The following is a 22,291-nucleotide window of genomic DNA, read 5'->3' as shown; positions in this document are numbered from 1 at the left end:
CTGCAATCGACCGTGGTCAGCGGTACATTTCACCCCCGTCCCGGGGGTGGTATCGGCGTGAGTTGGACGACGAGAACACCCAGGGTTGTGATATCACTCCGGCTTACAGGGAGGACGGATGACGAACACGTATGGTCGTGCCAAATAATCCGCGCTAGTGCTAAACTATTAGTTGGGGCAGGGTGAAGACACTCCTAATGAGTACGAAGAATCCGGCATGGCCGGACGAGATGGACGCTGCCGAGCGCGTTCAGCATGTTGCGGTTACCCGGACGACACCACGGAATGCAGGCTGGATCGCTGAAGAGGCCGATGTCTCGCGAGACACAGCTGTGAAATACCTCACCCGGCTGGTCGAGCAGGGAGAACTCACCGAGGTGGAAACCGAGGACGGCACCTGCTACAAGCCAGATGGCGTCACGCAGTTCCTCCGGGAAGTCCGCGAGCTCGCCGAAACGCATTCGATGGACGAACTCACCACAGAACTCCAGGCAATTGGCGACGAGATCGACACCTGGAAATCGACGTACCAGGTCGAATCGCTCGACGACCTCCGGCGTAGCGTCGGGGATGACGAGCTCTCGGGCGACGACCGTCGTGAGCGACTCGAAGTTGTGGAGGAGTGGGAGTACAACATCGAGATCCGGGAAGCACTCCAGCTAGCGATCAGCCTCAAGAGTTCACTCACCACACTCGGCGGTGACACCTCAATCCACAATAGCGCTGCAGGAACACAATCGCAGGAAGGATAGATTATATCGTGATTTTTCTTGCTGGTGGTCGGGGCTATACTCGACGTGAAGGACTTCGTCGTCTCAAAGAACGTCTGGCGAACACACCCGGCGTCTCAAACGTTCGATACGAGCCCTCCCGTCTACGGCCGCGGACAGTAATCGGAGAAGTGAATATCGAAGTCTTCCTTGGAGCAGAATTTCCACGACAGGACGCTACACTCGAAGTAACGTGGCGACCACGGGACGATACCGATGTCCAGCGAGTCCACTGGAGTGATGCTGCAGTAAGCCTCGGATGGCACAAAGACGACGACCATCCAGACCTCGGAACGACTCATTTCCAGCAGGAATCTGAACACGGACAGATTCACGAGCCGGGCCATATCGAAGTGGAAGCCCCAGTGAGTTTCCTCGAAATTTGCCTGACTCGACTCCCAGACCGCCTTACTGAGACAGGAGAAACAGAGTTCGAAGACGGTTCATAACGCATACGTGACATCCTCTTCGCTGTAAACGGCGGGGTTTCCTCGCTGTCTAAAGATGAACGTGTTCGACAAGAGAAGGGCGATAGCAACAGTGAAACGCATTAACCGAGACCTATGTCAGCTCTCTATTTCACTGCGACTGCGAGAGGGACGCTCTTGACGTCGAACACGTGTTCGTTCCCAATGATTGTGTCTTCGAGTCGGTCCATTCGGTCGGCCATTGTCTCATACAGTTGTTTGTCTTCTTGTGTTGCGTCGTCGCGTTCTGCGCGGACTTTCGCGTAGTGGAGGCGGTTTGAGTGAAAGACGTCCCAGTAGTCGCGGCGCTCGCCGCTGTCCCGTCCCACAGTATGGTAATTCTTCAAATCTAGCCAGACATCTTCAGGAGGTGGTGAGAGGCGTTTCAGGTGGGTTGGGAGTCGCCGCCCATGTGTTCGGTCACTACTGCCGGGGATTTCATCGGTCTTGTCGACGATCCAGTCCATCTCGTCCTCCGGGGGATAATGCATATGCTGGCCGTCCTCACAGCTCCGAATCGCGAGGACGCCATCGTCGCGAACGTGCTCCCAGAGGAGCGAGAGCACCGATTCCTGATTGGCAATATGATGGAAGAGATAGCTGGCGAACACAATGTCAAATGGTCCGAGGTCGGCCTTACCGAGGTTGTTCACGTCCAACCAGCGATACTCAATGTTCGGCGCTGCATACCGGTCTGTGGCGACCTCCAGGACGTCCTCGGCCTCATCGATTGCAAGGACCCGGAAGCGGTCATCATCGCCAAAGCGCGACTGCGTGACGGTCCCATAGCCACAGCCAGCGTCAAGGACGGAGTACGGCGGATCGATACCATTCTCTTGAAGCCGTTCGACAATCCGATCGATATTCCGTTCGTCCTGCTCGCGGTGCATCGCCGCCGACAATTGAAGCCGTTCGTGGTCGACTTCAGGATCATACTCGCTCGGCCCCTCATGATCGTCAGCCCTATTCGAAGCTGAGTCGGACGGCGAGAGCAGTTGATCCATTGTTCGCGCTAATGCGTTCGAGAGCTGCTGTTCGAATTCCGCCCGGTCGACATACGTGAAGTAGCCTGTTGCCCGGCATTCGTCGCGGAAGTCCTGCAGGCGTTCGTATTGGTCTGGGTCCAGCTGATTCGTCGGAATGTCGCGCTCGGAGAACCCGATCATCGCCGGCAGGTCGTCCTCAATCGCAAGCCGTTTCACTGTATCAGCGAGGCTTGCTCCGCCAGTCGGGCCATCGCCGACCGTGGTCCAGAACGCGCCGAGGACAATATCGATCTCGTCGGCGAGGTCAGACCGACTCACGTCTACGTGATTAGCGTCAACCGGTGCGAGATGGATGTTTTGCTGGCGGCCAGTCGATGCATTCCAATCGAGCAAGACGTCTTTCGCGGCTTGCCGTTCTGCGTCGATCTCGGAGGGCATCGCGAGCAGGACGTGATAGACAGTGGATTCGATCGGCATCGATATCTTCTAGCTTGAATTCCCCCGCACAAAATGTGTACCGAATCAGATGTCTGCCGGGTTGAACGCTTCTAACTGCTCGCGTTCATCATCTGTGAGCTCGCCGGCAAGATAGCGTTCACCCAGACCGGTGATCCGGTAATAGCCACGGTCGTCGTCAGTACGGTCGATGAGACCAGCAGCCCTCAGTACGCGCACTCGGTTCCAGACTGTGCCTTCCGCAAGATCCATATTGACAGCAATGGCTGTTGGCGGGGCCTCGTAGTCCGCGAGCGAATGCCCGTTCAGGAATTCGAGGATATCGAGGTCGCTCATCCGGAGCCAGGCGATACGTGCTCTCATAGAGAGTAGTAGGTACTCTCTGTTCGAATAGCATTGGCTAAAAAGCTATGCAAAGTCCTAACAGGTCATCTCCGACTTCGATTAGTATCTCCTCATTCGAAGGCCTGTATACCCCAATCGTTTAGTGAGTGGACCAATATAGATGCGAGTGGGATTCGAGAAATACAATCGTGACTGGTACCGGCGGAGGAAGCCAACGCTAACCGAGGACTGCATCAGAACAGAATGAAGAATAGTCTGCGCATATCTTCGAGAGGCGCACGCGCACGCCGCCGCCTTCGACCCGGTACGGTCGACACACAGACAGCTACACCAAGCAACCTTCAGCGCCAAGAAAGGACAACCGCGTCGGAGGTCAATGGGTGTGCCAGCACCCGCTCCCTCCGACGAACCCTCAGTTGTTATTTCTTGCTCGGCCGGCAAAACTGTTCGGGTATACCCACAGGTATACCGCCGGACACGTCCGCCCGAGTGACTCAGCAATGGGTCAGCGTGCTCCCCGCCACGCACGATGACAGAACACCCACAGGATACACGATACAACGGTAGCACCAGTAGCACCAACCAGCAGTCCACCACACAGCCGCGACGCACACTTCCGCAACCGGACACAGAGGTGAAGTGCAAATACGAGCGGCGTCCAGACGGCGAGTATGCGTGGCAGCGCACCCGCGCCATTATCCAAGCCGTTACCGCCCCCAACGGCGGTGACATCCGATGACCACTGGCGTCCCCAAGCCACTGGCCCTACGCGACCCTAGCGCGCTCGTCGACGCGCTGTCGCCCGGCGACCGCGTTCGCATCACTACCACCAAACGTCCGCCGACGATCCTCACCGTCGCCGACACCACACACCCCCCGTCTGAGGGGCTGATTTTCAGCGGCCCGCCGCTCACCACGACCGCCCGCGAGACGACCGAGCGCGCCCACTACCACTGCACGCCCACAGCGCCGGACTCATTGACGTCGACGATGACCGTCATCGAAATCCCCGCCAGCGACACGCCCACCCAGAGTATCGGCATACTCACCACCATCGCCCATCTCCCCCGGCTCTCCTCACCGCCAACCGAGGACACCCCTACGCCAGCGGAGGTGGACGCCAATGAGTAACAACACCACCACTTCCGGAGTGGACGACCGACAGAACAGCCCTCCCGAGTCCGAGACCAACTCCACGACAACCCGCGACGACCAGCCGCCGTATCGCGACCCCGACTGCCTCCAAGCAGTCTACGAGCAGGAGGAGACGATCGCCGGCACAGCCGACTATTTCGATGTGTCGCCGATGACCGCCCGCACATGGCTGATCCGCCACGATCTCTTCGACCCAGACACCGACGGTATCCCCGCACTGTACCGCCGGCTGCAAGCGCTCGAGCCCGAGGATGTCGGCCTGCCACCCCGAGGTGAGCGATAGATGGTGGTCACCACCAATTCCAGCCCGCAGCCCCACCAGTCCACTGCGGACCACCAACCGAAGGACGTCCAGAAGACGTTCTGGACCGATAGCCACGGTGACGCACAACTGGACGCACTCGCCGCGCTCAACGACTGCTCACAGGGCAGCCTCGTCCGCAGCCTCATCGACGATGCGTTCGGCGAGCAGTTCGACGATCTCGATCCAGCCCATATTGAGCACGGCCGCGTCTCCGTCGAAGACCTCCGAGCACTCGCGAAGGGCGAGACCACCGTCGACGACCTCGATCTCGAGACTAAGACAGCCGAGCCGGTCGACGACTACGACCCTGACGCGTACTATCTCACGGTCACGCCCGACGACCTCGCTGAACCCGGCCCCGAGCTTGACTGGGAGACGCTGCGGGACGCGGTCAAGAACCCCGAGGATGGCGGCTACTGGAACGACGACCTCGAAATCCACCCGAGCCGCGTCGGCGAAGACATGCTGAAGGCAAGCCATCGGCCCGCCGCTCGTATCCTGACTGGCCTTGCTCGCTCACAGGCCTTCGAGAACGGCGTCGTGCCACAGGAGACCATCGACAACCTTGTCGATATGTACTGCCTGCATCTCACCGATCGCGTTGCGGACGCTGAGCAGGAGCGCGGCGAGGAGCATATCCGTGAGACGTACACGGACCTCGTCACCGACCAGCTCTACGAGAATCCGTCGCCGACCGCCGATTCGTACTATAGCAGTAAGAACCATCTCCAGACGCGGCTGCAGACGGAGCTAGACACCGCTCAGTCTGTTGCGGAGCGTGCCGACACTGTCACTGACTTCGACGCCTGGAAGCCGGCCAGCGCCGACACGGACGCTTCGGACGATGCACTGCGAGACGACTGGCACCATGACCTCGTCCGGTGGCTCGAAGATATCGCGCGGGCAAAGTACGCCGGCCGTACCTACGTCACGGAACTCCGGCGTGGCGACTACGAACTCGACCAAGCCGATGACAAGGATACGACGGAGTTTGATGCACTGCATGCCGACCTTCACGATGCGCTTGAGGCAGTCGACAAGCTGCCGGCGAACGTGACGGCCGACCTCATCAACCGACTCGACGACGAGTACGTGGCCGTCATCACGAACAAGTAGTCGCCGACCATCGCTGACGATGGTCACCCCAGAGCCAGTAGCGACAGCGCCGGCCAGAGCACTGCAGTCTCACGACCAGTAGCCGAGACGGACGATGTGTCGCTCGGTCAAACGACTGTTTGTTCCTTACGAAGACCTATACTGGCTCACAGTGACCGAGAGAGTATGGAGTGGCGCCGTCTGGGCCAGGGATTCGGCGTTCTCGGTATCGTTGGCGGTAGTATCGGGGTCTGGTATGCGTTCCAGCGACAGATGTGCACTATGGTTGCCGGCGGTCCGGATCACTGCGCGCCGAACATCGTCTATCTTGTTCCGGGAGTACTTGCCGTACTCATCGGATTCGGTCTGCTCGTGTTTCTGTATCGGCGTCAGCGATCCAAAGAGCAACAGACGACAGGAGCAGAGTAGCGAGACGCCTGCTGCGACGCACGACAACCGAGAAGCACGGTACTGCGCTTCGATACGGAGAGTACTGACTCGTGTGATACTCTTGGCTCGGACTGATAGCAGCCCATTTTCTTCCGCGGGAGAGCACACAGTCACCACGCCACGATCGAGATCGTCAACGTCACCCAGACCGTTGCGTACAGTAACAGTGGCAAACGAAACGTCAAGGCAGAGTCGTCGACCGACTCAATGGCGTGAGCAGTAGTCTCACCGCGGAGACGGAGTCTTGATTCGGCGGTGTCGGTCGCTGTCCGTCAGTGACGCACTTCGTAATGGAATGCTCAGTACTGGCTCGGACGTGACGGCAGGCCGACGTGAGTGATATCACTCGCCGGGTGTTAGCAGTCTTCGGGACACCGAATGTCCAGTGAACTCGACGCTCACGACCTCGAAACACCCGGTCGCGAGTGATATCACAATCACTGCTGTTGTTCTCGTCCACGCTCCGCCACTGACCCATGGGGCGGGTGAAAGCAACACGATGCGCTCATGCCAGCCAGCCGTCGCTTGCACGCAGAACGAGAAACCACACGCAGAGGGGAAAGAGAGTACCGTTCCGGACTCCCAGTGGTCGTCCGTCACTCCAATCGGTGTCGTGCGGACGTCTAGCGTCACGAGCCGTATAAAGATTGCTCTTATAGATAGTTAGATTAAATTTCTATACAAAGCAATTAGTGGAGAGTCCCACACCGACACTGGTGCAACTACGTGGTCAGTAGAGAATGACAGCCCCACCATGGGGTGGTGAAGGACGTAGGTGGACGACGAGAACACCCGGGGTTGTGATATCACTGGCATGGAGGGGACTGTCGCCGAGTAATGAGATGGCCGGAGCGTCTTCCAGTGTGACCGATGGCTAGTAGAATATACTGACGAGTGGGCTTGCGATGCCGGATCGAGAGTACAATAGCACGATAGGAGAGAGGAAAAAGAAGTCGGATGAATAGGCTCAGTCGCCCTGTTGAAACGTCCCTGGCTGACACGAATCGGGTGCTGAATCCAGAGAATCTATTCAGCGCTGGTGATATTGATCGGGAAGACGATACACGCTGGACGTAGTCTTCTTACTCGGTGTATTCGGCACATCGGATTTGTACAGGAGGAATACGAGTTGATGATTTTCCCTGTTCAGTTAATCGTCAGTTTTAGAGCCGTACTCTGCCGTTAGTTAGGAGACGATTAACGTGGCGAATTATTTATTTATATAAATCCGGGATTAACACAAAGAGCATCACGTATGCCTACAATTCGGAAATATGGCCCGAGCTACTCGACGGCGCTTCCTTCAGACGGTTGGCGCAGTAACTGGTAGCCTGTTACTTGGTAGCGGCGGAGGGAGCGCCGCCTCCCACGAGTCAGACGACCTGTTTGCATCAGAAGACGCATGGCCAACATCTCAGGGAACCGCCGGCAGAACACGAGCGACGAAGGCAGCGGGACCGACGGGTCCCTACCTGGAGACGGACTGGTCGCACGGTACCCCTGACGTTTCAGGAGACCTTACTTCTGAGAGTCCAGTCATTGCAGATGGAGTCGTGTATTCTGCCGCTGTGTCCTCTATAGAGTTCAGTCAGGGATGGATAACCGCGTACGACATGGCAAGTGGTGAAATTCTGTGGAGACGAAAGCAAGCGAGTACTGAATCAGGGGAGACCGTTCCAGTAGGTGCACCTCGGTCACAGCCGGTCGTATCTGATGAATCGGTATACTTTGCTGGTGGAGGAGCGGTAGAAAACAACAGCGAGACGCACACCGGACTCGCTGGAATTTACGCCCTGGATGCCGCCTCGGGCGAAATCCAGTGGCACCGGTCGAACCTCTCCTCAACAACCACTGTCGAGGCGACAGATGGGCGAGTGTATTTTGATCGCGGTGCTCTCGATGCGGACACAGGGCGGTCGATTTGGGAGGTCGACGAGTCGGGAACGCTGGTAGGCGTCGCCGGAAATACGATGTACCGTAGGTCTTGGGATCAGGATTCGGACACGGCATTTATCGTTGCCCGCGATGCTACGACGGGCGAGAAACGATGGCAAAGAGAGCCATTGAACCAGATTATCGGTACCGCTGCAACCGCTGACACGCTCTACGTGACGAGCCGAACGTCCGGTGAGGAGCCATCCTATTCAACCTATGCACTCTCCGGAACGAACGGGAGTGTCGAATGGCGTTCGCCCGTCCCCATACGCGGGACATCGCCAACGACAACATACACCGTTGGCGATATCTCGGAAACCAAGATTACTGTCGATAGGGATCCGCACGTGAGCGTCCCTGCAGTCGATGAATCTCGCGTATATGTCCTCACTCACTCGTACACCGAGGGGTGGTTCCCCGGACCGTCTATGAGTCAGAGCGACTACTACGATTCCCACAGTGCGTTGTACGCCTTCGATCGGTCCACCGGAGAGGAACTCTGGCGGTTTGAAACGCCCATTCAGGCCGAGGCAGCGCCGACAGTTACCGATGAGACAGTGTACTTCGCAGGAAACTACAAGAAGAGCGATGCAATCTATGCACTGGATGCAAAAACAGGCACGAAACACTGGGTCGCTGGCATCCCTAACAGAAGTTGGCTGATTTCATCTCCCAGCATCGCTAATAACAATCTCTTCATGTTCATCCAAAGACCGATGCTTGATGGGTATATCTACAAATTCGAAGCCACTGAATGCGGGGAATCCGTTCCGGACAACGGAGCGAGAACGGTGAGAAACGATTCAGACGGCGGTGCAGACCAGACGGATTTGAAGACGTCTCCTCCCTCACGGTCAGCGTCTACTTCTGCTGTTGAGGAGACCGATCTTCTGACGCAGGAAGCAGGAAGGAGTTCAAACGCAGCATCGTGGCACACGTCAGATGAATCACTCTCGTCCACGCAAAAGCACGATTGGCGATCGCCACTTGCGTTCGTGGGCGGACTCGGACTCAGCGCGGGTGCCCTTCTCACCGACCGTTCACCGTTGAACAGGGATACCTGAACTCCGCCGCCCCTGCTCGGTCGCTTTGCTCCGTGAGAGAGGGGCCTCTGTGCGACCGTTCGTTGAAGACTGAACTGAGAGCTCATACTCACGGTCGCCCGTCTGCGACGTCGAATCTCTCCCTCTCGCTCTGCAAGATACGCGCCCTCTATTCAGCACGGCCTCACAGTTTCAACCAGTGTTACCACAGATGACCGTGGTCAGCGGAGAGTTCCACCCCCATCCCGGGGGATGGTGTCGGCGTCACTGGGACGACGAGAACACCCGGGGTTGTGATAACACTACTATGGACGGGAATGGTGCTGGATTGAGAGGTTGGTGCGGTGACCAAACGGATTCTCAGAGCTCTCACCGGTAGTCTGAAGTTCATGGACTTCGAACTAACGGCTATGACGCAGACGCCCAATCCTGACCGTGTTCTTCCAGACGGGGGAATTGATGCGTTTGGTCCGCCACCGACTGACGCACTCAACGAGGAGATACTCACACCAGAAGCACTTGCTGAGAACGCGCCTGGATTAGAAACGATCGTCGAACTGCTCAACCGGCCAGCGCTCGCTCGCGTGTACGTGTACGTCTGCTATTGGGGGCCAGTTGCACCACCAGACGTCATGGATGGGCTCGACCTCTCGAAATCGACGACCTACGAGTACGTCGACCAACTCGTCAACCTTGGCCTCATCGAACGCGACGAGTCGACGCGTCCCCAGCAGCTGACTGCTGAACCTATCGTCCTTATCGAACAGCACCTCCCAATCGTGGTCACGCCCACCGTGCTGCATGCCTTCGCACTCCAGGAAGTCGATGGGGATATCGCATACTTTGTCGACCGTCATGGATTCGGCAAACTTGTTGCGGCGCTTCGCGGTGCCGGCCTGCATTTCGCCGGCAACACAACCCAGCGAATGGTTGCAAGCGATATTGAAGTGCGTGATACGGAAGCGATGATGATCGTGAATGCCCTCGTGCCGGCACTCGCGGTTGGCCGTGACTACGATCCGTACTTTACGTATCTCTTCCCAGATGTCCACGACCAGATGACACTGCCGAATCTTGACGAGAGAGAAACAACGCCGGCGCAACCGCCGGACCGCGACGAGTGAGTCCCGAAGATGACTCGAGAGACGCCGCTTGCCGCCGAGTCAGATGTCCTTGTCGACGCAAATATCTTCTTTGCGATTGGTCATCCCTCGAACCCACGGTATGCCCGGTTCCGACAGGCAGTTCAGAATGCCGGTGTCGTCCTCAAACTTCCCCAACGCGTTGTTGGCGAACTCGGCGGCACAGAGACCGACCGCGTTCGGACTGCACTTGATGAGGGCTGGGCCGAGATTATTACTGCCCCCTCACCGACGGATGGCGATGCTGTTGCAGCAAGCGATATTGCGAGACGAACGATCGCAAGTGAAACTGGATGCGCTGAGCACGAAATCGAAAAGGCCGATACAATTCTCGCTGGACTCGCCATTCAGTACGTGAGAGACCGGTCAGCGTCATCGTACTCACCGATGATAAGCCGGCCAGAAACGGAATTGAAAACGCCGTGACTGCACAAGGCTATATGAACGCAATCACCGTATACGGAGTAGCAGATATCATCGGGGATGACCCGGGAGATTCCATGCGGCTCATCTGATGAGACAGTAATCGACGTCGCTGATTCTGATTGCTACCGATCTAGCAAGGAAGACTACAGACGACGAACTGCGAGACGACTGGCGGCATAACTGCGTCCACTGGCTCGAAGATATTGCGCGGGCAAAGCACGCCGGCCACACGTACATCACGGAACTGCGTCGCGGCGACTACGAACTCGATCAGGCCAACGCCGAGAACACGCCGGCATTCGATGCGCTGTATTTCGATCTCCACGACGCCCTTGCGGCGGTCGACGACCTGCCGGCGGACGTGACTGCTGACCTCATCAACCGACTCGACGATGAGTACGTGGCCGTCATCACGAACGAATAGTTGCCGACCACTGCCAGCGATGGTCGTCCCAGCGCCGGTAGCGGCAGCGCTCGTCAGCGCGACACACGCCACTATCAGTAGTCGATACGGGCACGCTATGTGTATCACCGAAACTGTTATCTGGCTATGTGCAGAACTTGCACATAGAATGAGTGCGAGCGACGAGCTCCGACGGGTCCACTTCCAGTCTCCGGAGTACCTCGTCGAGCGTCTCGACGCGATTGCCGACCTCTTCGACAAAGACCGGACAGATGTCCTCGTCGAGGCGATCCGCGAGTACATCGCAGAGACCGCCGACAGCGAGACGTTCCAGGAGCTAGTGGCGACGAAGTACTACGACGACCAGCTCGAATTCGAGACGGTCAAGCAGTTAGTTGGCGCCGAGACCGCCCAGCGCCTTCGCCTCCTCAAGGCGGATCTCGAGGACGAACCACTCGATCTCGCCGCTCCCGACGACGTCGACATCTACGACGGGGATGCGACGGCGGTCGACACCGACGATGCTGCCGAGCGATGAGCGGCCGGCCGCAGCTCCGAACGGTCGTGGCCGACACCAGTGCACTCGTCAGTCTCGCTGTCCCACGAGCCGACGCCGACTACGACACTGGCACCGCTCCAGATCCCCTCCAGTACCTCCTCACCTCGTGTGACGTCTCCGTCCCACCGGAAGTCCTTGCAGAGCTCCGCGACATGGCCCAATACCAGGACATCCACGGCGCTGCAGCGTCCAACGTCCTCGCCGCTCGCACCCACTACACGGTCGACGATCCCTACGAGCGAGGCGACACGCCCGAACCGCGGCCGACGTTCGGCCTCAACGATGGTGAAACCGACGGCATCGTTCTCGCGAATGCCCTCGACGTCGACGGGTTTCTGACCGACGAGTTCGGCGGGACGAATTTCGCGCTTATCCATGCGGTCCTACAGGGCCCGCGTATCGTCCCGACACCGCGGCTGCTCTGTGATTACGCCCGCAACGACCACATGACCCACGAGGAGGCACGAACACTCATCGTGACGATTAGCCCGCATCGGAGGTGGGAGAACAGCCCCTATGTCGCGCAATTGCTGGCGCTCCTAGAGTGAACCACCTCGGGGTCACGTGGTTCGAGACGCCGACGGCGTCTCGTCATCACGAGAGAGCGAAGCTCTCTCGAACGACCCCGAGGCATTCGGCCTGCTCCGCCTGTAGACGCTCTCAAACCCGTTCTCTGACCATGTCCGTCTTGCTACGGCAACAGCCCCGACGACCATGTGGTTGAATCACACTGCCTCCACATATTGAAAGCGGCGGCGGTACTCGGTAGCGGTATGGAGTGCCCGGCGTGTGGCGGCCCCGTCACGATGGACGTGGGGCCGGACCAGTCGCTCTCAGCATCAGTGGCGGATGCACAGGCATTCCGTGAGCTCCATCAGACATCCACGCTGAAGCGGTGAGCTTGCGGGTAGCGAGTGGAATTCAGTCGCCTGATTTCGGATTTAACTGACTCCGTGGTCGGGCGCAACCCCCTTACAAACATAGCATATAGTGTGAGATAACCCAATGCGCGAGCTCGTAATCGAACTTCTCTATCAGCCCGATGTTGACCCTGTGATGAACACGTTCATCGAAAATGAACGCTTGGTCTCGAAAACGGTTAATTTCTCAGTGACGAGCCAAAGCATCTGGAGAATCGACCGTGTCATCGGTCCAGCGGACGCTCTCGATCAACTAGAAGATGTGCTCTTTGATCCGACCGACTGCAATGAATGTCTCACCGACGAAACCTGCTCCACTGAGTGGGACTATGAGGTGCTCACTTCGACCCCGACCAGTAGAACGGTGTATACTCATGGGGTAGCGATCGAAGACTGTCACTCAGTCCCCCACCTTGCCATCGAGAACTTCGGGACTGGGCTCCTGTTTGAAGCCAAGCGTCGAGATAATAGGTACGTCTGGCGTGTGCTCTCACCAACTGAAATCCGTGCTGGACCGTTCTACGAATCACTGAGTGCAGATCTGACGGACGGAATTGATGTCCAACTCACCCAATTGTCCGAACTCACGGAATGGGAAGACGATGTACTCTCGCTTGTGGATCTTCCGTACGAGCAGCGGCATGCTCTCGAGACCGCCGTCGAACAGGGGTACTATGAAACCCCGCGCGAGATTAATACCGCAGAACTCGCAGACCACCTCGATATTCCACGATCGACGCTCCAGTACCGACTGCAACGCGCAGAAGCGTGGTTAGCGAAACTCTTCGTGGATAGCCCGTGAGAGGATTCAGTTTACAGTGAGGACCACCTTGCCCCGTCCATGGCCCTTCGCCACGAGACGATGGGCTTCAGCAGCTTCTTCGAGTGGAAGCGTTTCTCGGATATGCGGGCTTACATCGCCGTCGTCTATTAGAGCCCGGATCTGGTTGAGGTACTCCGCGTTTGGTTCAACGAACACGAGCTCCCCATCAACATTGTACTGGTCGGCCTTGTCTTGCTCTGGTTCGCGGAGTAGCGACACCAACACTCCACCGTCAGTGAGAACTTCGAACGACTTGGTGAGCGTTTCGCCCCCGACCGGGTCGATCACGACGTCGACGGGATCCAACACCTCCTCGAAATTCTCCTCGCGGTAATTCACGAACTCATCGATACCGAGATCCCGGAGATACGCTTCGTTACTTCCGGATGCAGTTCCGATGACGTGTGCATCGTGTTCGTGCGCGAACTGTACCGCCATATGGCCGACACCACCGGCAGCTGCATGCACTAACACCCGGTCACCGTCAGAAACGTCTGCTGCGTCGAATAACGCCTGCCAGGCCGTCAGTGATACCATCGGAACCGCAGCCGCTTCGGAATGCGAGAGTGAGGACGGCTTTCGAGCGATCTCATCGGCAGGCGCAGTTACGTATTCGGCGTACGTGCCGGCCAGTGTCGGAAAGCGGAGCATCCCGTAGACTTCCTCTCCCTCCTCCCAACTGCTGACGTCCTCACCAAGTGCTTCCACACTACCGGACACATCCCAGCCAGGTGTAATCGGGAAGGGGGCGTCCTCATTGGCGTTGCGGACGTTCTGTCCAAGTCCGACGTTCTCTGGGTCTCGAGTCTTCCAATCGATAGGATTCACTCCTGCGGCTTCGACACGGATCAAAACCTCATCGGCTTCGGGCTCGGGGATCGGGGCCATTTCGTATTCGAGAACCTCTTCGTCACCAAGTTCGTGATAGCGAACGGCGTGCATCGAGTCAGTCATCGGTTGCGTCTGTTGATAGGGAAGTAAAGAGAATAGTCGTTTGTTTGGCTCTGGCTAGTTAGTATCTTGGCTATAGACGAACGATACGAATATCGGTCGGCTGGCGTTCGGCTACACCACCAAGGACAGCTATAGTCGCTAAGAAGGTCTGATACAGACCGATAGCGCATATCTCCGTCTTGAGGCGGCGGTCAAGCGGTAGGCCCGGCACACCATCTCCCTCCGGTGACCGGGGCAGATTTCGACCGTAATCGTGTTTGTGTGGCCCTGCATAGCATGAAGTGCTACGAATACCGTGAGATGCCGTCCCCGAACCACAAGGGGTGGCGGACCAACGGTGGTTCGCACGGCGATGACATGGTATTCGATGAGGTCTCATTGGCCGGGCCACAGCCCTATATGAGGGAGGAAACGAGAGTTCCCCCGGTGTGTCGCCGGTTCCCGCTGAGTGCGGGTTGGAACCTCGAACGCCACACTCGGCGGAAATCCGATGGTCGGATTCCACGTCCGTCAGGGCGTGGAGGAGGTCAAGACCGAACATTCAGGTGACGATCCATTCCACGAGTGCGAGTTGGCCCCGAAGCGGTCCTCGGGACACACACGTTCAATTCTGAGACTGGTCTTCGTCACGTCATGGTCGAGCTCCCCTGCGTCAGCCCGAGCATCGCGTTTGGTGCCAATGTCGAGCGGGACATCGAAGCAAGGCCGTCCAATGGCTGTCGTACGGATGTCTAAAGTCACTATCCGTAAAAGGTTTTCTGTATATATAATTGTATTAAACTTCTATACACGGGAATTAGAACGGGATTTCGACCGGTGTTACCGCAGACGACCGTGGTCAGCGGTACGTTACACCCCGCCCTGGGATGTGTTGTTGGCGTCAGTGGGACGACGAGAACACCCGAGTTGTGATATCACTAGTAGCAGCGGCTGTCTTAGCGGTTATACAGGCAGCAATGAGTTCTGTTTGTCGACCGTGACTGTGGAAGTCGCAGTGAGGATGGTGTTTAAGTGATGCGGCGAGTACAATCAGGTATGGCAGTTGACCTCTCCGACCGTGTGCGTGAAATTGCTGATGCACGAGGAGTGTCCGAGTCGGAGGTGTTCGAGCAGGCGCTCGAACGTGGCATCATCGATCTCTGGGAGAACGTTGTCCTTGGGAAATACGTCGATGGCGAGCTCTCGCGAGAACAGGCAGTCGAACTCGTTGGATTGGAGAAAGTCAAGCGAGCAGACCGTGAGTCAGCAGCCGTCAAAGAGGACATCGACTGGGGATTGAACGCGTGACGACTGCTGCGGTCGCGGATACAGGCCCTCTTATTCATCTTGCCGAAATCGACGCACTTGACCTACTTACGACGCTCGACCGTCTTCTTGTGCCTGAGACGGTGTATGCCGAACTCCAAGCCGGCGGTCTTCCGGATCGGTTGTCGGAGCTCGATTTCGAACGGATCACTGTCGATGAGCCCATTGATCAGACACCTGAGCTGGATGCTGGTGAACGGGCTGCTCTTGCAGTGGCCGACAACCAGGAAGATCTCGTCCTGCTCACGGACGACTTGGCAGCACGAGAGTTTGCACAACAGTCTGATATCGAGGTTCATGGGTCAATCGGTATTATCGCGCTTGGTTACCACCGAGGCATGCTGACTCTCGATGAGGCAGCAACCCATATGCGGGCACTCCAAGCAGAGGCGAGTCTCTTCATCACCGATGCGGTTGTCGAACAAGGAATTGAACTACTGGAATCTGAAGATGATGCAGTCTAGTTCTCAGTCTCGACTCTCAAACACGCGGGTATGGTGACCACGGGCGACCCGGATATCGAGACTGTGGATCTCGCTGGTTTGCGGTCATATCTCGGCCAGACAGCGGTTGTCTTTGCGCTCTTGTTCGGCTCATACGCCCGTGAGACTGCATCAGCGTCGTCTGACGTCGATCTTGCGCTCCAATTTCCGGATGATCTCGACGCTCGTGAGCGGTTTCGCCATCGGAATCGCATCGACGCGGACGTACAGGCATACGCCGACGGCTTCGTGGACGTGAGCGACATTGAGCGGCTCCCCACAGAAGTTCAGTATGCTGCTGTTCGTGATGGTATCCTTCTTGTCGGGGATGAAGCGACCGTTGACGCTTATTGCGAGCAAATTACAGACGAGTACGAGGAGACGGCCAGTGACCGGCAGCGAGAACGACAGGAGTTCATCGACTGTATCGCCAGCGGGGATGTCTAGTCAGTACCAAAGACGGAGTGAAGCACTGCTTCAGTGCCGCGGCGGAGGCGCTCCGAAAGCGCTTGCTGGCTAATATCGAATTCAGCGGCGAGCTCGGCCAGCGTCACCTGTTGCGGCAACGCGAAATACCCACGGTCAAGCGCTTTTTTGAGCGCTTCTCGCTGCTTATCTGTGAGCCCGTGGACGTCCTGTTGGATACCACTGTCGTTTAACTCGTAGAGACGAGTAACGTTGAATACAATATCGCGGTCACGACAAGCATCGTGGAACGCCGAGAGCTGGTCATTCGTCGGAAACAGCAGCTGGAACTCCCAATCCTGATCACTATGCCCGAACGAATCAAGAATACTGCCGTTACTGTCGATCAGCGCCTCAAAAAAGGCATCCGGTGGAACTTGCCACTCGATCGCGTATAGCATGCGGTCGCCGGTCTGACCAAGATGTTCGAGGGACATCACGTGGTTGCTAGCGCGGACGCGTTGGTCGAACGCGTCCATGTCACTACCCCAGACCCAAGCCAACGGCACTACTTGGTCGCCGATTGGGACGACTTTCTCGAAGCGAACATAGAGACCCGGGTCAGCGGTGAGTAGTTGTCCAAGTGGGAATCCCTCTGGGTCAAGGGTGAGTTCGACGATGACCGCCATCTCATCTATAATCGTGTATGGACTACATGAGACTAGCGGCTCTGTCAGTGATTCCCCAGATTAGCGAGACAGTGATTGCCTCCGTCTCCGGGCCGTATTTGGTCACACCGGCCTGTCGCTGGGCTCACTCGAAAATCTCCCAGCTAATACGGTCAACAGGGAACTGGGAAAGTGTTCAGTGGCGATTTGACCTCCTCCACGGGCTAAAGCCCGTGGAATCCCGGCAGAGGATTCCCGGCCCTGCTGGCCGTTTCAGGTTTCACGACGCATCCGTTCCGAGCGTCGCCTGCTGGGGTTCAGCATCGACTCGGCTGCCTTGTGGCCCGGTCAACGAGACCCATTGGAATCCGTGTCATCGCCGGGTGAACCGCCGCAGTTCACCGTCCCTTGTGGTTCGGGTCGGCATCTCACCGATTCCATCGCATAGCAACAAACCCACCCATTCTTGTAGATATTGTTGTGGAAATCCAGTAGTAGAGGAACATGTCGTTCGCTCCACTGGGCCTACCGCTTGACCGCCGCCTCAAGACGGAGGTATGCGTTATCGGTCTGTATCATGGGCGTAACCTATACTGCCACAGTGGTGGTATCGTCTAGCATGCAGGCAATGGTCATCACTGATTTCGGCGATACTGACGTATTCGAACAGCGCGAGATCGAAAAACCGTCGCCAGGGCCGACTGAGGTTCTCGTCCGCGTTCACGCTTCGTCGGTCAACCCTGTCGACTATAAGATTCGGCAAGCCGGGTCGTGGGCCGGCATCTCTCCGCCGGCGGTCATCGGGTACGACGTCTCGGGCGTCGTCGAAGCAGTCGGCGAAGCAGTAACGGACTTTGATGTCGATGATGAGGTGTTCTATACGCCGGAGATATTTGGCGAACAAGGGAGTTATACCGAGTATCACGTCGCCGATGAGACAATCGTCGCTCGAAAGCCCGAGAATCTTTCGCACGCGGAGGCGGCGGCGCTACCTCTCGCAGGGGCAACCGCCTGGGAAGCAATCGTCACTCGCGGCGATGTCGCGGCCGGCGAGACAGTGTTGATTCACGGAGCAGGCGGTGTCGGGGCACACGCAGTCCAAATAGCTGCTACTGCCGGAGCACAGGTGATTGCGACGGCGAGCCCCGAAACTGTCGAGCAGACTGAGAACCTGGGTGCGACTCGCGCTATCGACTACGAGTCCGAGGACTTTGTCGATGTAATTGAGTCGGAATTCGACGAATCGGTCGACCTTGTTTTCGACACAGTTGGCGGGGAGACATTAGTCGAGAGTACCGACATTATGAAACCACATGGCCGGATGGTCACCATCCTCGAACCGGAGGGTGCATGGGGGACTGCGTACCAGAAGAATCTCACAATTCAAATGCTGTTTCTTGAACGCGACCGACGTCCGCTCGACGCGCTACGCCATCTCGTCGAGCGGGGCCAGCTTGAACCTGTTATCGACTCAGTCCTACCGCTTGAAGAAGTACCAGAGGCTCATGAGATGGTCGAAGGAAGTGGCCTCACCGGCAAGGTAGTGCTGGATGTCGTAGGTGAGTGATGTACGTTGTTCGCAGAAAAGAACAGTGTCTCCTGCTAATGAGGGAGCACTGCTGAGTCGTTGCCACAATGCTGAATGCTACGAATCCACTCTGTACAGACTACGCAATCCGAACCGAAAACGTACCAGGGAATCGGCTACTGTTGGCACCAGCAACACGAGCTCGATGGAGTCGGCCTCGCGAGTGATGGAACACTGGTCGCAGGCGAGTGCAAGCACACGTCACGCGAGATGGCAGAGGGCAGTCTCGCCGGTCTTGAGCGGAGTGAACTTCTAGACACGGGAATCAGCACGGGATTTCGACCGGTATTCCCGCCACCGACCATGGTCGGTGGTACGTTACACCTCCGGGCCGGGGGTGGTGTCGACGTCACTGGGACGACGAGAACACCCGGAGTTGTGATATCACTGGCATCGGGGGGACTGGAGTCGAGTAAGATGCACTACAACAACCGTCGCTGAAACAGCTTCGTCTCCTTCTGTAGCACCACTTTCTACGATCTGAGCGACTTGCAGTCAGAAGGACGAATGCCTGAACTCACTCTCCCTTCGGATACTACTCGTGAGTATTGGGCTTGGAAACCAAGACTGCGCTCCTCTCTCCCTCTGGTCTACAAGCCAGAACCCGAAAAAATGCTCAGGCCCTATGTAGAGATATGCCTGAATCAGCGCTGATAGCACTGGCCAGCTCGCCCGTTCCTGAGTGGGCAGTCCACTGGGCCAGACAGATCGAGCACGCGTTCGCTCCTGCGCGGTCGGTCATCAAGCCGATTCTCGCTAGTTGGTGGACGCTGGGAATCTGGCTCACCGTCAACCTCCTCTCACTCGGTGTGCTCTGGTGGGATCTCGAGAAGCGCAACCAGAACATTCCGTCGCTAATGAAGTTCGTCTGGTCGCTCGTCGTCTCCTATTCAGGGCCGTTCGGACTCATTGTCTACTGGTACACGGGGCGAACGCAACTCCAGAGTGACTCGCTGTGGAAGCAGGGATTCCGCTCGACCTCGCACTGCTACTCTGGGTGTGGGATCGGCGAGGTCATCGGTATCACCGCCACAACTATCATCCTTAGCTTCTCGACGCTCTGGGTCGTCGCAGCGACGTTCACACTGGCGTTCATCGGAGGGTTCGCCCTCACCGTCGGCCCGCTAATGCAGGAGGGTGTCGGCTTCAAAGAAGCGACGTGGGACGCTATCTGGAGCGAGACACCCAGCATCACCATCATGGAGATCGTCGCCATCGGTACGGACCTCCTGCTCGCCGGTGATGCTAGCTGGACGACGCCGCTGTTCTGGACGGCGCTGCTGTTCTCGCTGACTATCGGATTCTTTGCCGCCTATCCAGTTAACGTCGCGCTCATCACCGCCGGGATCAAGGAGGGGATGGGCAACCCCGCCGAGATGGATGGCAGCGCCAGTGGGAGTTCAAGTGGTGGACAAGGTTCGACCGCCGATTGAGTACCGGTCCCAATCGATTCGAGTCCCTGAACGCGAATATATTTGCGAACTCACTGCTGGACATGCGCCTGTCACTCAGCACGAGGTCTGAAACAATCACCGCTTGAGGGTCAACATAGCTACTTACTTCCCATAGTAACTGTCTGTTCGGTTAGTGTCGTACAACCGCCGGAGATCGTCTGTTGTCGAGTCGAGAGGAGACCAAGGTCACTTGCACGGTCGTAGCAATAGGTATGGTCGTGGAAGTCGTCCAGCTCGTCGCCACCTTCGGCTAAGACGTATGCTTCGAGAGAGCGTTCGGTCGCACCAAAGCACAACTCGATAGTGGCCGTGTTGTACCCTGTCCGTCGATCTGATCGACAGCGGCCAGTAGCCGACAGGCTTCGTGAGTTGTGTCTTCCAGTCGGTATCGGGATCAATCGCTGCTTCGTATGTGGGGATGCCATAATCCTTCCTCGTTGAACGCGTCAATGGCTGCCGCAAGCGCGTTGGTGAGATCACTCGAGTCAGACTTCTCACTCATCGAGATTAGCGTGGAAAATCATGTTTTGAACGGTATCGAATTCCTCTGTCTCGTAATTCTCCAAGGGTTAGTGCAGACGGTAGACCTATCACTAGCGGCTGAATAAGGATTCTTCATTGTGCATCTCGAACCGTCCGTATGGCTTTGACAGCAATGAAAAGGACGTCAGCATCAGGCGCAACCCGATGGCTGCGCGGACTGTGGGAGTATTACCGTGGGTACACTCACACCGCAATCCATGCAGCGTCAGCGGCGGCACTGACTGCATTTGGGCTCCTTGTCGTCGTCGACCATCTCTTCGTGGTGCTGGCAATTGCCTCATACATCTGTCCGCCGATCGTCCTCTATAGCCTTGGCGCTGAGTACGGGAAAACACCGTCTTCACCGGATGAGAGGCCTGCCCACGCCGGTTCGGAAACGCGTTCAAACAGTGATTCCGACACTGACTCCGATAGCCACGACGGTGACAGTGACTCTGATAGCGATGATGGTGACAGCGACTCCGACAGCGGCGACGGCGACACTGATTCAGATGCCACTGATGCTGACGCAGACGCCGACAGTGTGGATGCCGACGCCGATGCTGATGGATAACTCCCGCTGCTCTTCGTTCTCTCACTAACGATGGATTCGCCGCTGAACTCCGTCGGGCGACTACCAGATCGACTACGGCGACGATGAGAGTATGACTGCGTTCGACGCGGTGCACGCTCGCCTGCACGACGCGCTCGAAGCGGTCGACGACTTGCCGACGGATGTGACGACCGACCTCATCGACCGCCTCGACGACGCGGTTGTCACCATCATCGCTGGCGACTAATCGAAGAAAGACGACGACAGCGTTCGCCCGAGTGCCCGTAGCGTCAGCGTTCGTCAATAGAACGCAGGCTCATCGATGAGTAGTCACAACACATCGAAAGGGCATCGATGAGCGACTTCTAAACAGACGTTTCTCTGGACAGAGTCACAAAGTAAGGATTCGACTGGATTCGTTGGTGTGAACGGCAGGCGGTGTCTATTCGAGGGGGTCGATGACTCGGACCTGAATGTCGTCGTGAGCCTGCGAGATGGAGACGGTGACGTCGTCGATGTCGAACTCGATAGAGAGACCGGTGGTTTGCTGGCAGTTGAAGAGCGTATCGAGTGCGTCAGGGGCGATCAGATCGTAGAGTCGGAACTCGGTGTCGTGCGGGTCGATGCCATTGTATTGTTCGAGCGCTTCAATCACGGCTACGCTCGCACAAGAACCATATGTACAGTCAACCGGCTTCTTGGCAGTTGTAGCGGCCATTGCGTATACTCTATTAGTCCCTGCCGTGCATAAGAGTGTTGCTCGATGAACACTATATTCCAAACAGACTATTTGTTGACATCCTTCAGGTCGCATTTGAACACGAGCACTGCTAACTGATGAAGGTAAATTCCCGATGAGTCTAGAGAAGTATCCAGATAAGAAAAGGAGTGATATCACTCGCCGGGGGGTCAGCAGCCCCTGGGACACTAGGTGTCCAGTGAAACCGTCGCTCACTACCCCGAGACACCCCCGGTCGCAAGTGATATCACAATCCCAGCTGTTGTTCTCGTCCACGCTCCGCCACCGATCCATGGGGCCGGTGGAAGCAACAGGAGACGCTCACACCAGCTAGCCGTCGAT

Annotated in this window: 25 protein-coding genes and 2 pseudogenes; 19 read left to right on the top strand and 8 right to left on the bottom strand. The window is 57.2% G+C overall.

Annotation, left to right across the window (positions count from 1 at the left end; translation table 11 throughout):
* The first annotated feature begins 197 nt into the window (after positions 1 to 197).
* Positions 198 to 752 carry a DUF7342 family protein gene (locus tag ACTF4R_RS16825; protein ID WP_440009002.1) on the top strand — a complete coding sequence of 185 codons (555 nt, stop codon included), beginning with the start codon at positions 198 to 200 and terminating at the stop codon, positions 750 to 752.
* Positions 753 to 874: 122 nt separating this feature from the next.
* On the opposite strand, the gene ACTF4R_RS16820 is transcribed toward ACTF4R_RS16825, so the two are convergent.
* From ACTF4R_RS16820 to ACTF4R_RS16810, 3 genes are all read right to left on the bottom strand, one after another.
* Positions 875 to 1,117 (bottom strand): hypothetical protein, encoded by a 243-nt coding sequence (locus tag ACTF4R_RS16820; protein ID WP_440009001.1) that lies wholly within the window; start codon positions 1,115 to 1,117, stop codon positions 875 to 877.
* 227 nt (positions 1,118 to 1,344) lie between these two features.
* Positions 1,345 to 2,700 carry a class I SAM-dependent methyltransferase gene (locus tag ACTF4R_RS16815; RefSeq protein ID WP_440009000.1) on the bottom strand — a complete coding sequence of 452 codons (1,356 nt, stop codon included), beginning with the start codon at positions 2,698 to 2,700 and terminating at the stop codon, positions 1,345 to 1,347.
* 45 nt (positions 2,701 to 2,745) lie between these two features.
* Positions 2,746 to 3,015 (bottom strand): winged helix-turn-helix domain-containing protein, encoded by a 270-nt coding sequence (locus ACTF4R_RS16810; RefSeq protein ID WP_440008999.1) that lies wholly within the window; start codon positions 3,013 to 3,015, stop codon positions 2,746 to 2,748.
* A gap of 744 nt (positions 3,016 to 3,759) precedes the next feature.
* Here ACTF4R_RS16810 and ACTF4R_RS16805 point away from each other — a divergent pair.
* From ACTF4R_RS16805 to ACTF4R_RS16780, 6 genes and pseudogenes are all read left to right on the top strand, one after another.
* A complete protein-coding gene (locus tag ACTF4R_RS16805; protein ID WP_440008998.1) occupies positions 3,760 to 4,155 on the top strand; it encodes a hypothetical protein in 396 nt (131 codons plus the stop codon).
* Complete coding sequence (locus ACTF4R_RS16800) at positions 4,148 to 4,462, top strand: hypothetical protein (protein WP_440008997.1); 315 nt, start codon at positions 4,148 to 4,150, stop codon at positions 4,460 to 4,462. Before ACTF4R_RS16805 ends, ACTF4R_RS16800 begins: the two co-directional genes overlap by 8 nt.
* Positions 4,463 to 5,599, top strand: a complete 1,137-nt coding sequence (locus tag ACTF4R_RS16795; protein ID WP_440008996.1) for a hypothetical protein — start codon at positions 4,463 to 4,465, stop codon at positions 5,597 to 5,599.
* A gap of 1,703 nt (positions 5,600 to 7,302) precedes the next feature.
* Positions 7,303 to 9,027 (top strand): outer membrane protein assembly factor BamB family protein, encoded by a 1,725-nt coding sequence (locus ACTF4R_RS16790; protein WP_440008995.1) that lies wholly within the window; start codon positions 7,303 to 7,305, stop codon positions 9,025 to 9,027.
* 368 nt (positions 9,028 to 9,395) lie between these two features.
* Positions 9,396 to 10,130 carry a DUF7437 domain-containing protein gene (locus tag ACTF4R_RS16785; RefSeq protein WP_440008994.1) on the top strand — a complete coding sequence of 245 codons (735 nt, stop codon included), beginning with the start codon at positions 9,396 to 9,398 and terminating at the stop codon, positions 10,128 to 10,130.
* Between the two features lie 9 nt (positions 10,131 to 10,139).
* A pseudogene (locus ACTF4R_RS16780) lies at positions 10,140 to 10,663 on the top strand (PIN domain-containing protein).
* 41 nt (positions 10,664 to 10,704) lie between these two features.
* Here ACTF4R_RS16780 and ACTF4R_RS16775 read toward each other — a convergent pair.
* On the bottom strand, positions 10,705 to 11,106 hold the full coding sequence (locus tag ACTF4R_RS16775) for a hypothetical protein (RefSeq protein WP_440008993.1): 402 nt from the start codon (positions 11,104 to 11,106) through the stop codon (positions 10,705 to 10,707).
* Between the two features lie 40 nt (positions 11,107 to 11,146).
* Here ACTF4R_RS16775 and ACTF4R_RS16770 point away from each other — a divergent pair, with 40 nt between their 5' ends.
* The 4 genes from ACTF4R_RS16770 to ACTF4R_RS16760 all read left to right on the top strand — a co-directional run bounded on the left by ACTF4R_RS16770 (position 11,147) and on the right by ACTF4R_RS16760 (position 13,258).
* Positions 11,147 to 11,515: a hypothetical protein gene (locus ACTF4R_RS16770; protein WP_440008992.1), complete on the top strand. Its 369-nt coding sequence runs from the start codon at positions 11,147 to 11,149 to the stop codon at positions 11,513 to 11,515.
* The gene (locus ACTF4R_RS16765) at positions 11,512 to 12,084 is read left to right on the top strand and encodes a hypothetical protein (RefSeq protein ID WP_440008991.1); all 573 of its coding nucleotides are present in this window, start codon (positions 11,512 to 11,514) and stop codon (positions 12,082 to 12,084) included. The genes ACTF4R_RS16770 and ACTF4R_RS16765 overlap by 4 nt, the downstream gene beginning before the upstream one ends.
* A 225-nt stretch (positions 12,085 to 12,309) precedes the next feature.
* Positions 12,310 to 12,435 (top strand): DUF8105 family protein, encoded by a 126-nt coding sequence (locus ACTF4R_RS21215; protein ID WP_473965272.1) that lies wholly within the window; start codon positions 12,310 to 12,312, stop codon positions 12,433 to 12,435.
* A gap of 106 nt (positions 12,436 to 12,541) precedes the next feature.
* Entirely contained in the window at positions 12,542 to 13,258 is a 717-nt protein-coding gene (locus ACTF4R_RS16760; RefSeq protein ID WP_440008990.1) for a helix-turn-helix domain-containing protein, read from the top strand.
* Positions 13,259 to 13,264: 6 nt separating this feature from the next.
* On the opposite strand, the gene ACTF4R_RS16755 is transcribed toward ACTF4R_RS16760, so the two are convergent.
* Positions 13,265 to 14,233 carry an NADP-dependent oxidoreductase gene (locus ACTF4R_RS16755; RefSeq protein WP_440008989.1) on the bottom strand — a complete coding sequence of 323 codons (969 nt, stop codon included), beginning with the start codon at positions 14,231 to 14,233 and terminating at the stop codon, positions 13,265 to 13,267.
* A 1,035-nt stretch (positions 14,234 to 15,268) separates the two neighbouring features.
* Here ACTF4R_RS16755 and ACTF4R_RS16750 point away from each other — a divergent pair.
* The 3 genes from ACTF4R_RS16750 to mntA are packed head-to-tail and all read left to right on the top strand — an operon-like array spanning position 15,269 to position 16,467.
* Positions 15,269 to 15,520, top strand: coding sequence for a hypothetical protein (locus ACTF4R_RS16750; protein WP_440008988.1), 252 nt, complete (start codon positions 15,269 to 15,271; stop codon positions 15,518 to 15,520).
* Positions 15,517 to 16,002 carry a PIN domain-containing protein gene (locus ACTF4R_RS16745; protein WP_440008987.1) on the top strand — a complete coding sequence of 162 codons (486 nt, stop codon included), beginning with the start codon at positions 15,517 to 15,519 and terminating at the stop codon, positions 16,000 to 16,002. The genes ACTF4R_RS16750 and ACTF4R_RS16745 overlap by 4 nt, the downstream gene beginning before the upstream one ends.
* A gap of 30 nt (positions 16,003 to 16,032) precedes the next feature.
* Positions 16,033 to 16,467, top strand: a complete 435-nt coding sequence (gene mntA / locus ACTF4R_RS16740) for a type VII toxin-antitoxin system MntA family adenylyltransferase antitoxin (RefSeq protein WP_440008986.1) — start codon at positions 16,033 to 16,035, stop codon at positions 16,465 to 16,467.
* Here the strand turns inward: mntA and ACTF4R_RS16735 are convergent.
* Complete coding sequence (locus tag ACTF4R_RS16735) at positions 16,464 to 17,114, bottom strand: helix-turn-helix domain-containing protein (protein ID WP_440008985.1); 651 nt, start codon at positions 17,112 to 17,114, stop codon at positions 16,464 to 16,466. The genes mntA and ACTF4R_RS16735 overlap by 4 nt on opposite strands.
* A gap of 598 nt (positions 17,115 to 17,712) precedes the next feature.
* On the opposite strand from ACTF4R_RS16735, the gene ACTF4R_RS16730 reads away from it, so the two are divergent.
* The 3 genes and pseudogenes from ACTF4R_RS16730 (at position 17,713) to ACTF4R_RS16720 (ending at position 20,114) form a co-directional block, all read left to right on the top strand.
* Positions 17,713 to 18,660: a zinc-binding dehydrogenase gene (locus ACTF4R_RS16730; RefSeq protein WP_440008984.1), complete on the top strand. Its 948-nt coding sequence runs from the start codon at positions 17,713 to 17,715 to the stop codon at positions 18,658 to 18,660.
* 114 nt (positions 18,661 to 18,774) lie between these two features.
* Positions 18,775 to 18,927, top strand: a pseudogene (locus ACTF4R_RS16725) (ATP-binding protein); the annotation flags it as partial.
* A gap of 389 nt (positions 18,928 to 19,316) precedes the next feature.
* Positions 19,317 to 20,114 (top strand): DUF4396 domain-containing protein, encoded by a 798-nt coding sequence (locus ACTF4R_RS16720; protein WP_440008983.1) that lies wholly within the window; start codon positions 19,317 to 19,319, stop codon positions 20,112 to 20,114.
* 119 nt (positions 20,115 to 20,233) lie between these two features.
* Here ACTF4R_RS16720 and ACTF4R_RS21210 read toward each other — a convergent pair whose 3' ends face one another.
* Positions 20,234 to 20,560, bottom strand: a complete 327-nt coding sequence (locus ACTF4R_RS21210) for a DUF8154 family protein (RefSeq protein ID WP_473965269.1) — start codon at positions 20,558 to 20,560, stop codon at positions 20,234 to 20,236.
* Between the two features lie 215 nt (positions 20,561 to 20,775).
* Between ACTF4R_RS21210 and ACTF4R_RS16715 the strand changes: the two genes are divergently transcribed.
* Positions 20,776 to 21,231 carry a hypothetical protein gene (locus ACTF4R_RS16715; protein WP_440008982.1) on the top strand — a complete coding sequence of 152 codons (456 nt, stop codon included), beginning with the start codon at positions 20,776 to 20,778 and terminating at the stop codon, positions 21,229 to 21,231.
* A 91-nt stretch (positions 21,232 to 21,322) separates the two neighbouring features.
* Positions 21,323 to 21,457 carry a hypothetical protein gene (locus tag ACTF4R_RS16710; protein WP_440008981.1) on the top strand — a complete coding sequence of 45 codons (135 nt, stop codon included), beginning with the start codon at positions 21,323 to 21,325 and terminating at the stop codon, positions 21,455 to 21,457.
* A gap of 195 nt (positions 21,458 to 21,652) precedes the next feature.
* Here the strand turns inward: ACTF4R_RS16710 and ACTF4R_RS16705 are convergent, their stop codons facing one another.
* Positions 21,653 to 21,928 carry a HalOD1 output domain-containing protein gene (locus ACTF4R_RS16705; RefSeq protein ID WP_440008980.1) on the bottom strand — a complete coding sequence of 92 codons (276 nt, stop codon included), beginning with the start codon at positions 21,926 to 21,928 and terminating at the stop codon, positions 21,653 to 21,655.
* Between the last annotated feature and the right edge of the window lie 363 nt (positions 21,929 to 22,291).

Origin of the sequence: Halomicrococcus pelagicus, assembly GCF_051917725.1 — an archaeon.
Classification (GTDB): Archaea; Halobacteriota; Halobacteria; order Halobacteriales; family Haladaptataceae; genus Halomicrococcus.
Note: the sequence above shows the minus strand (reverse complement) of the source record. Positions and strands in the feature narration are given on the sequence as shown.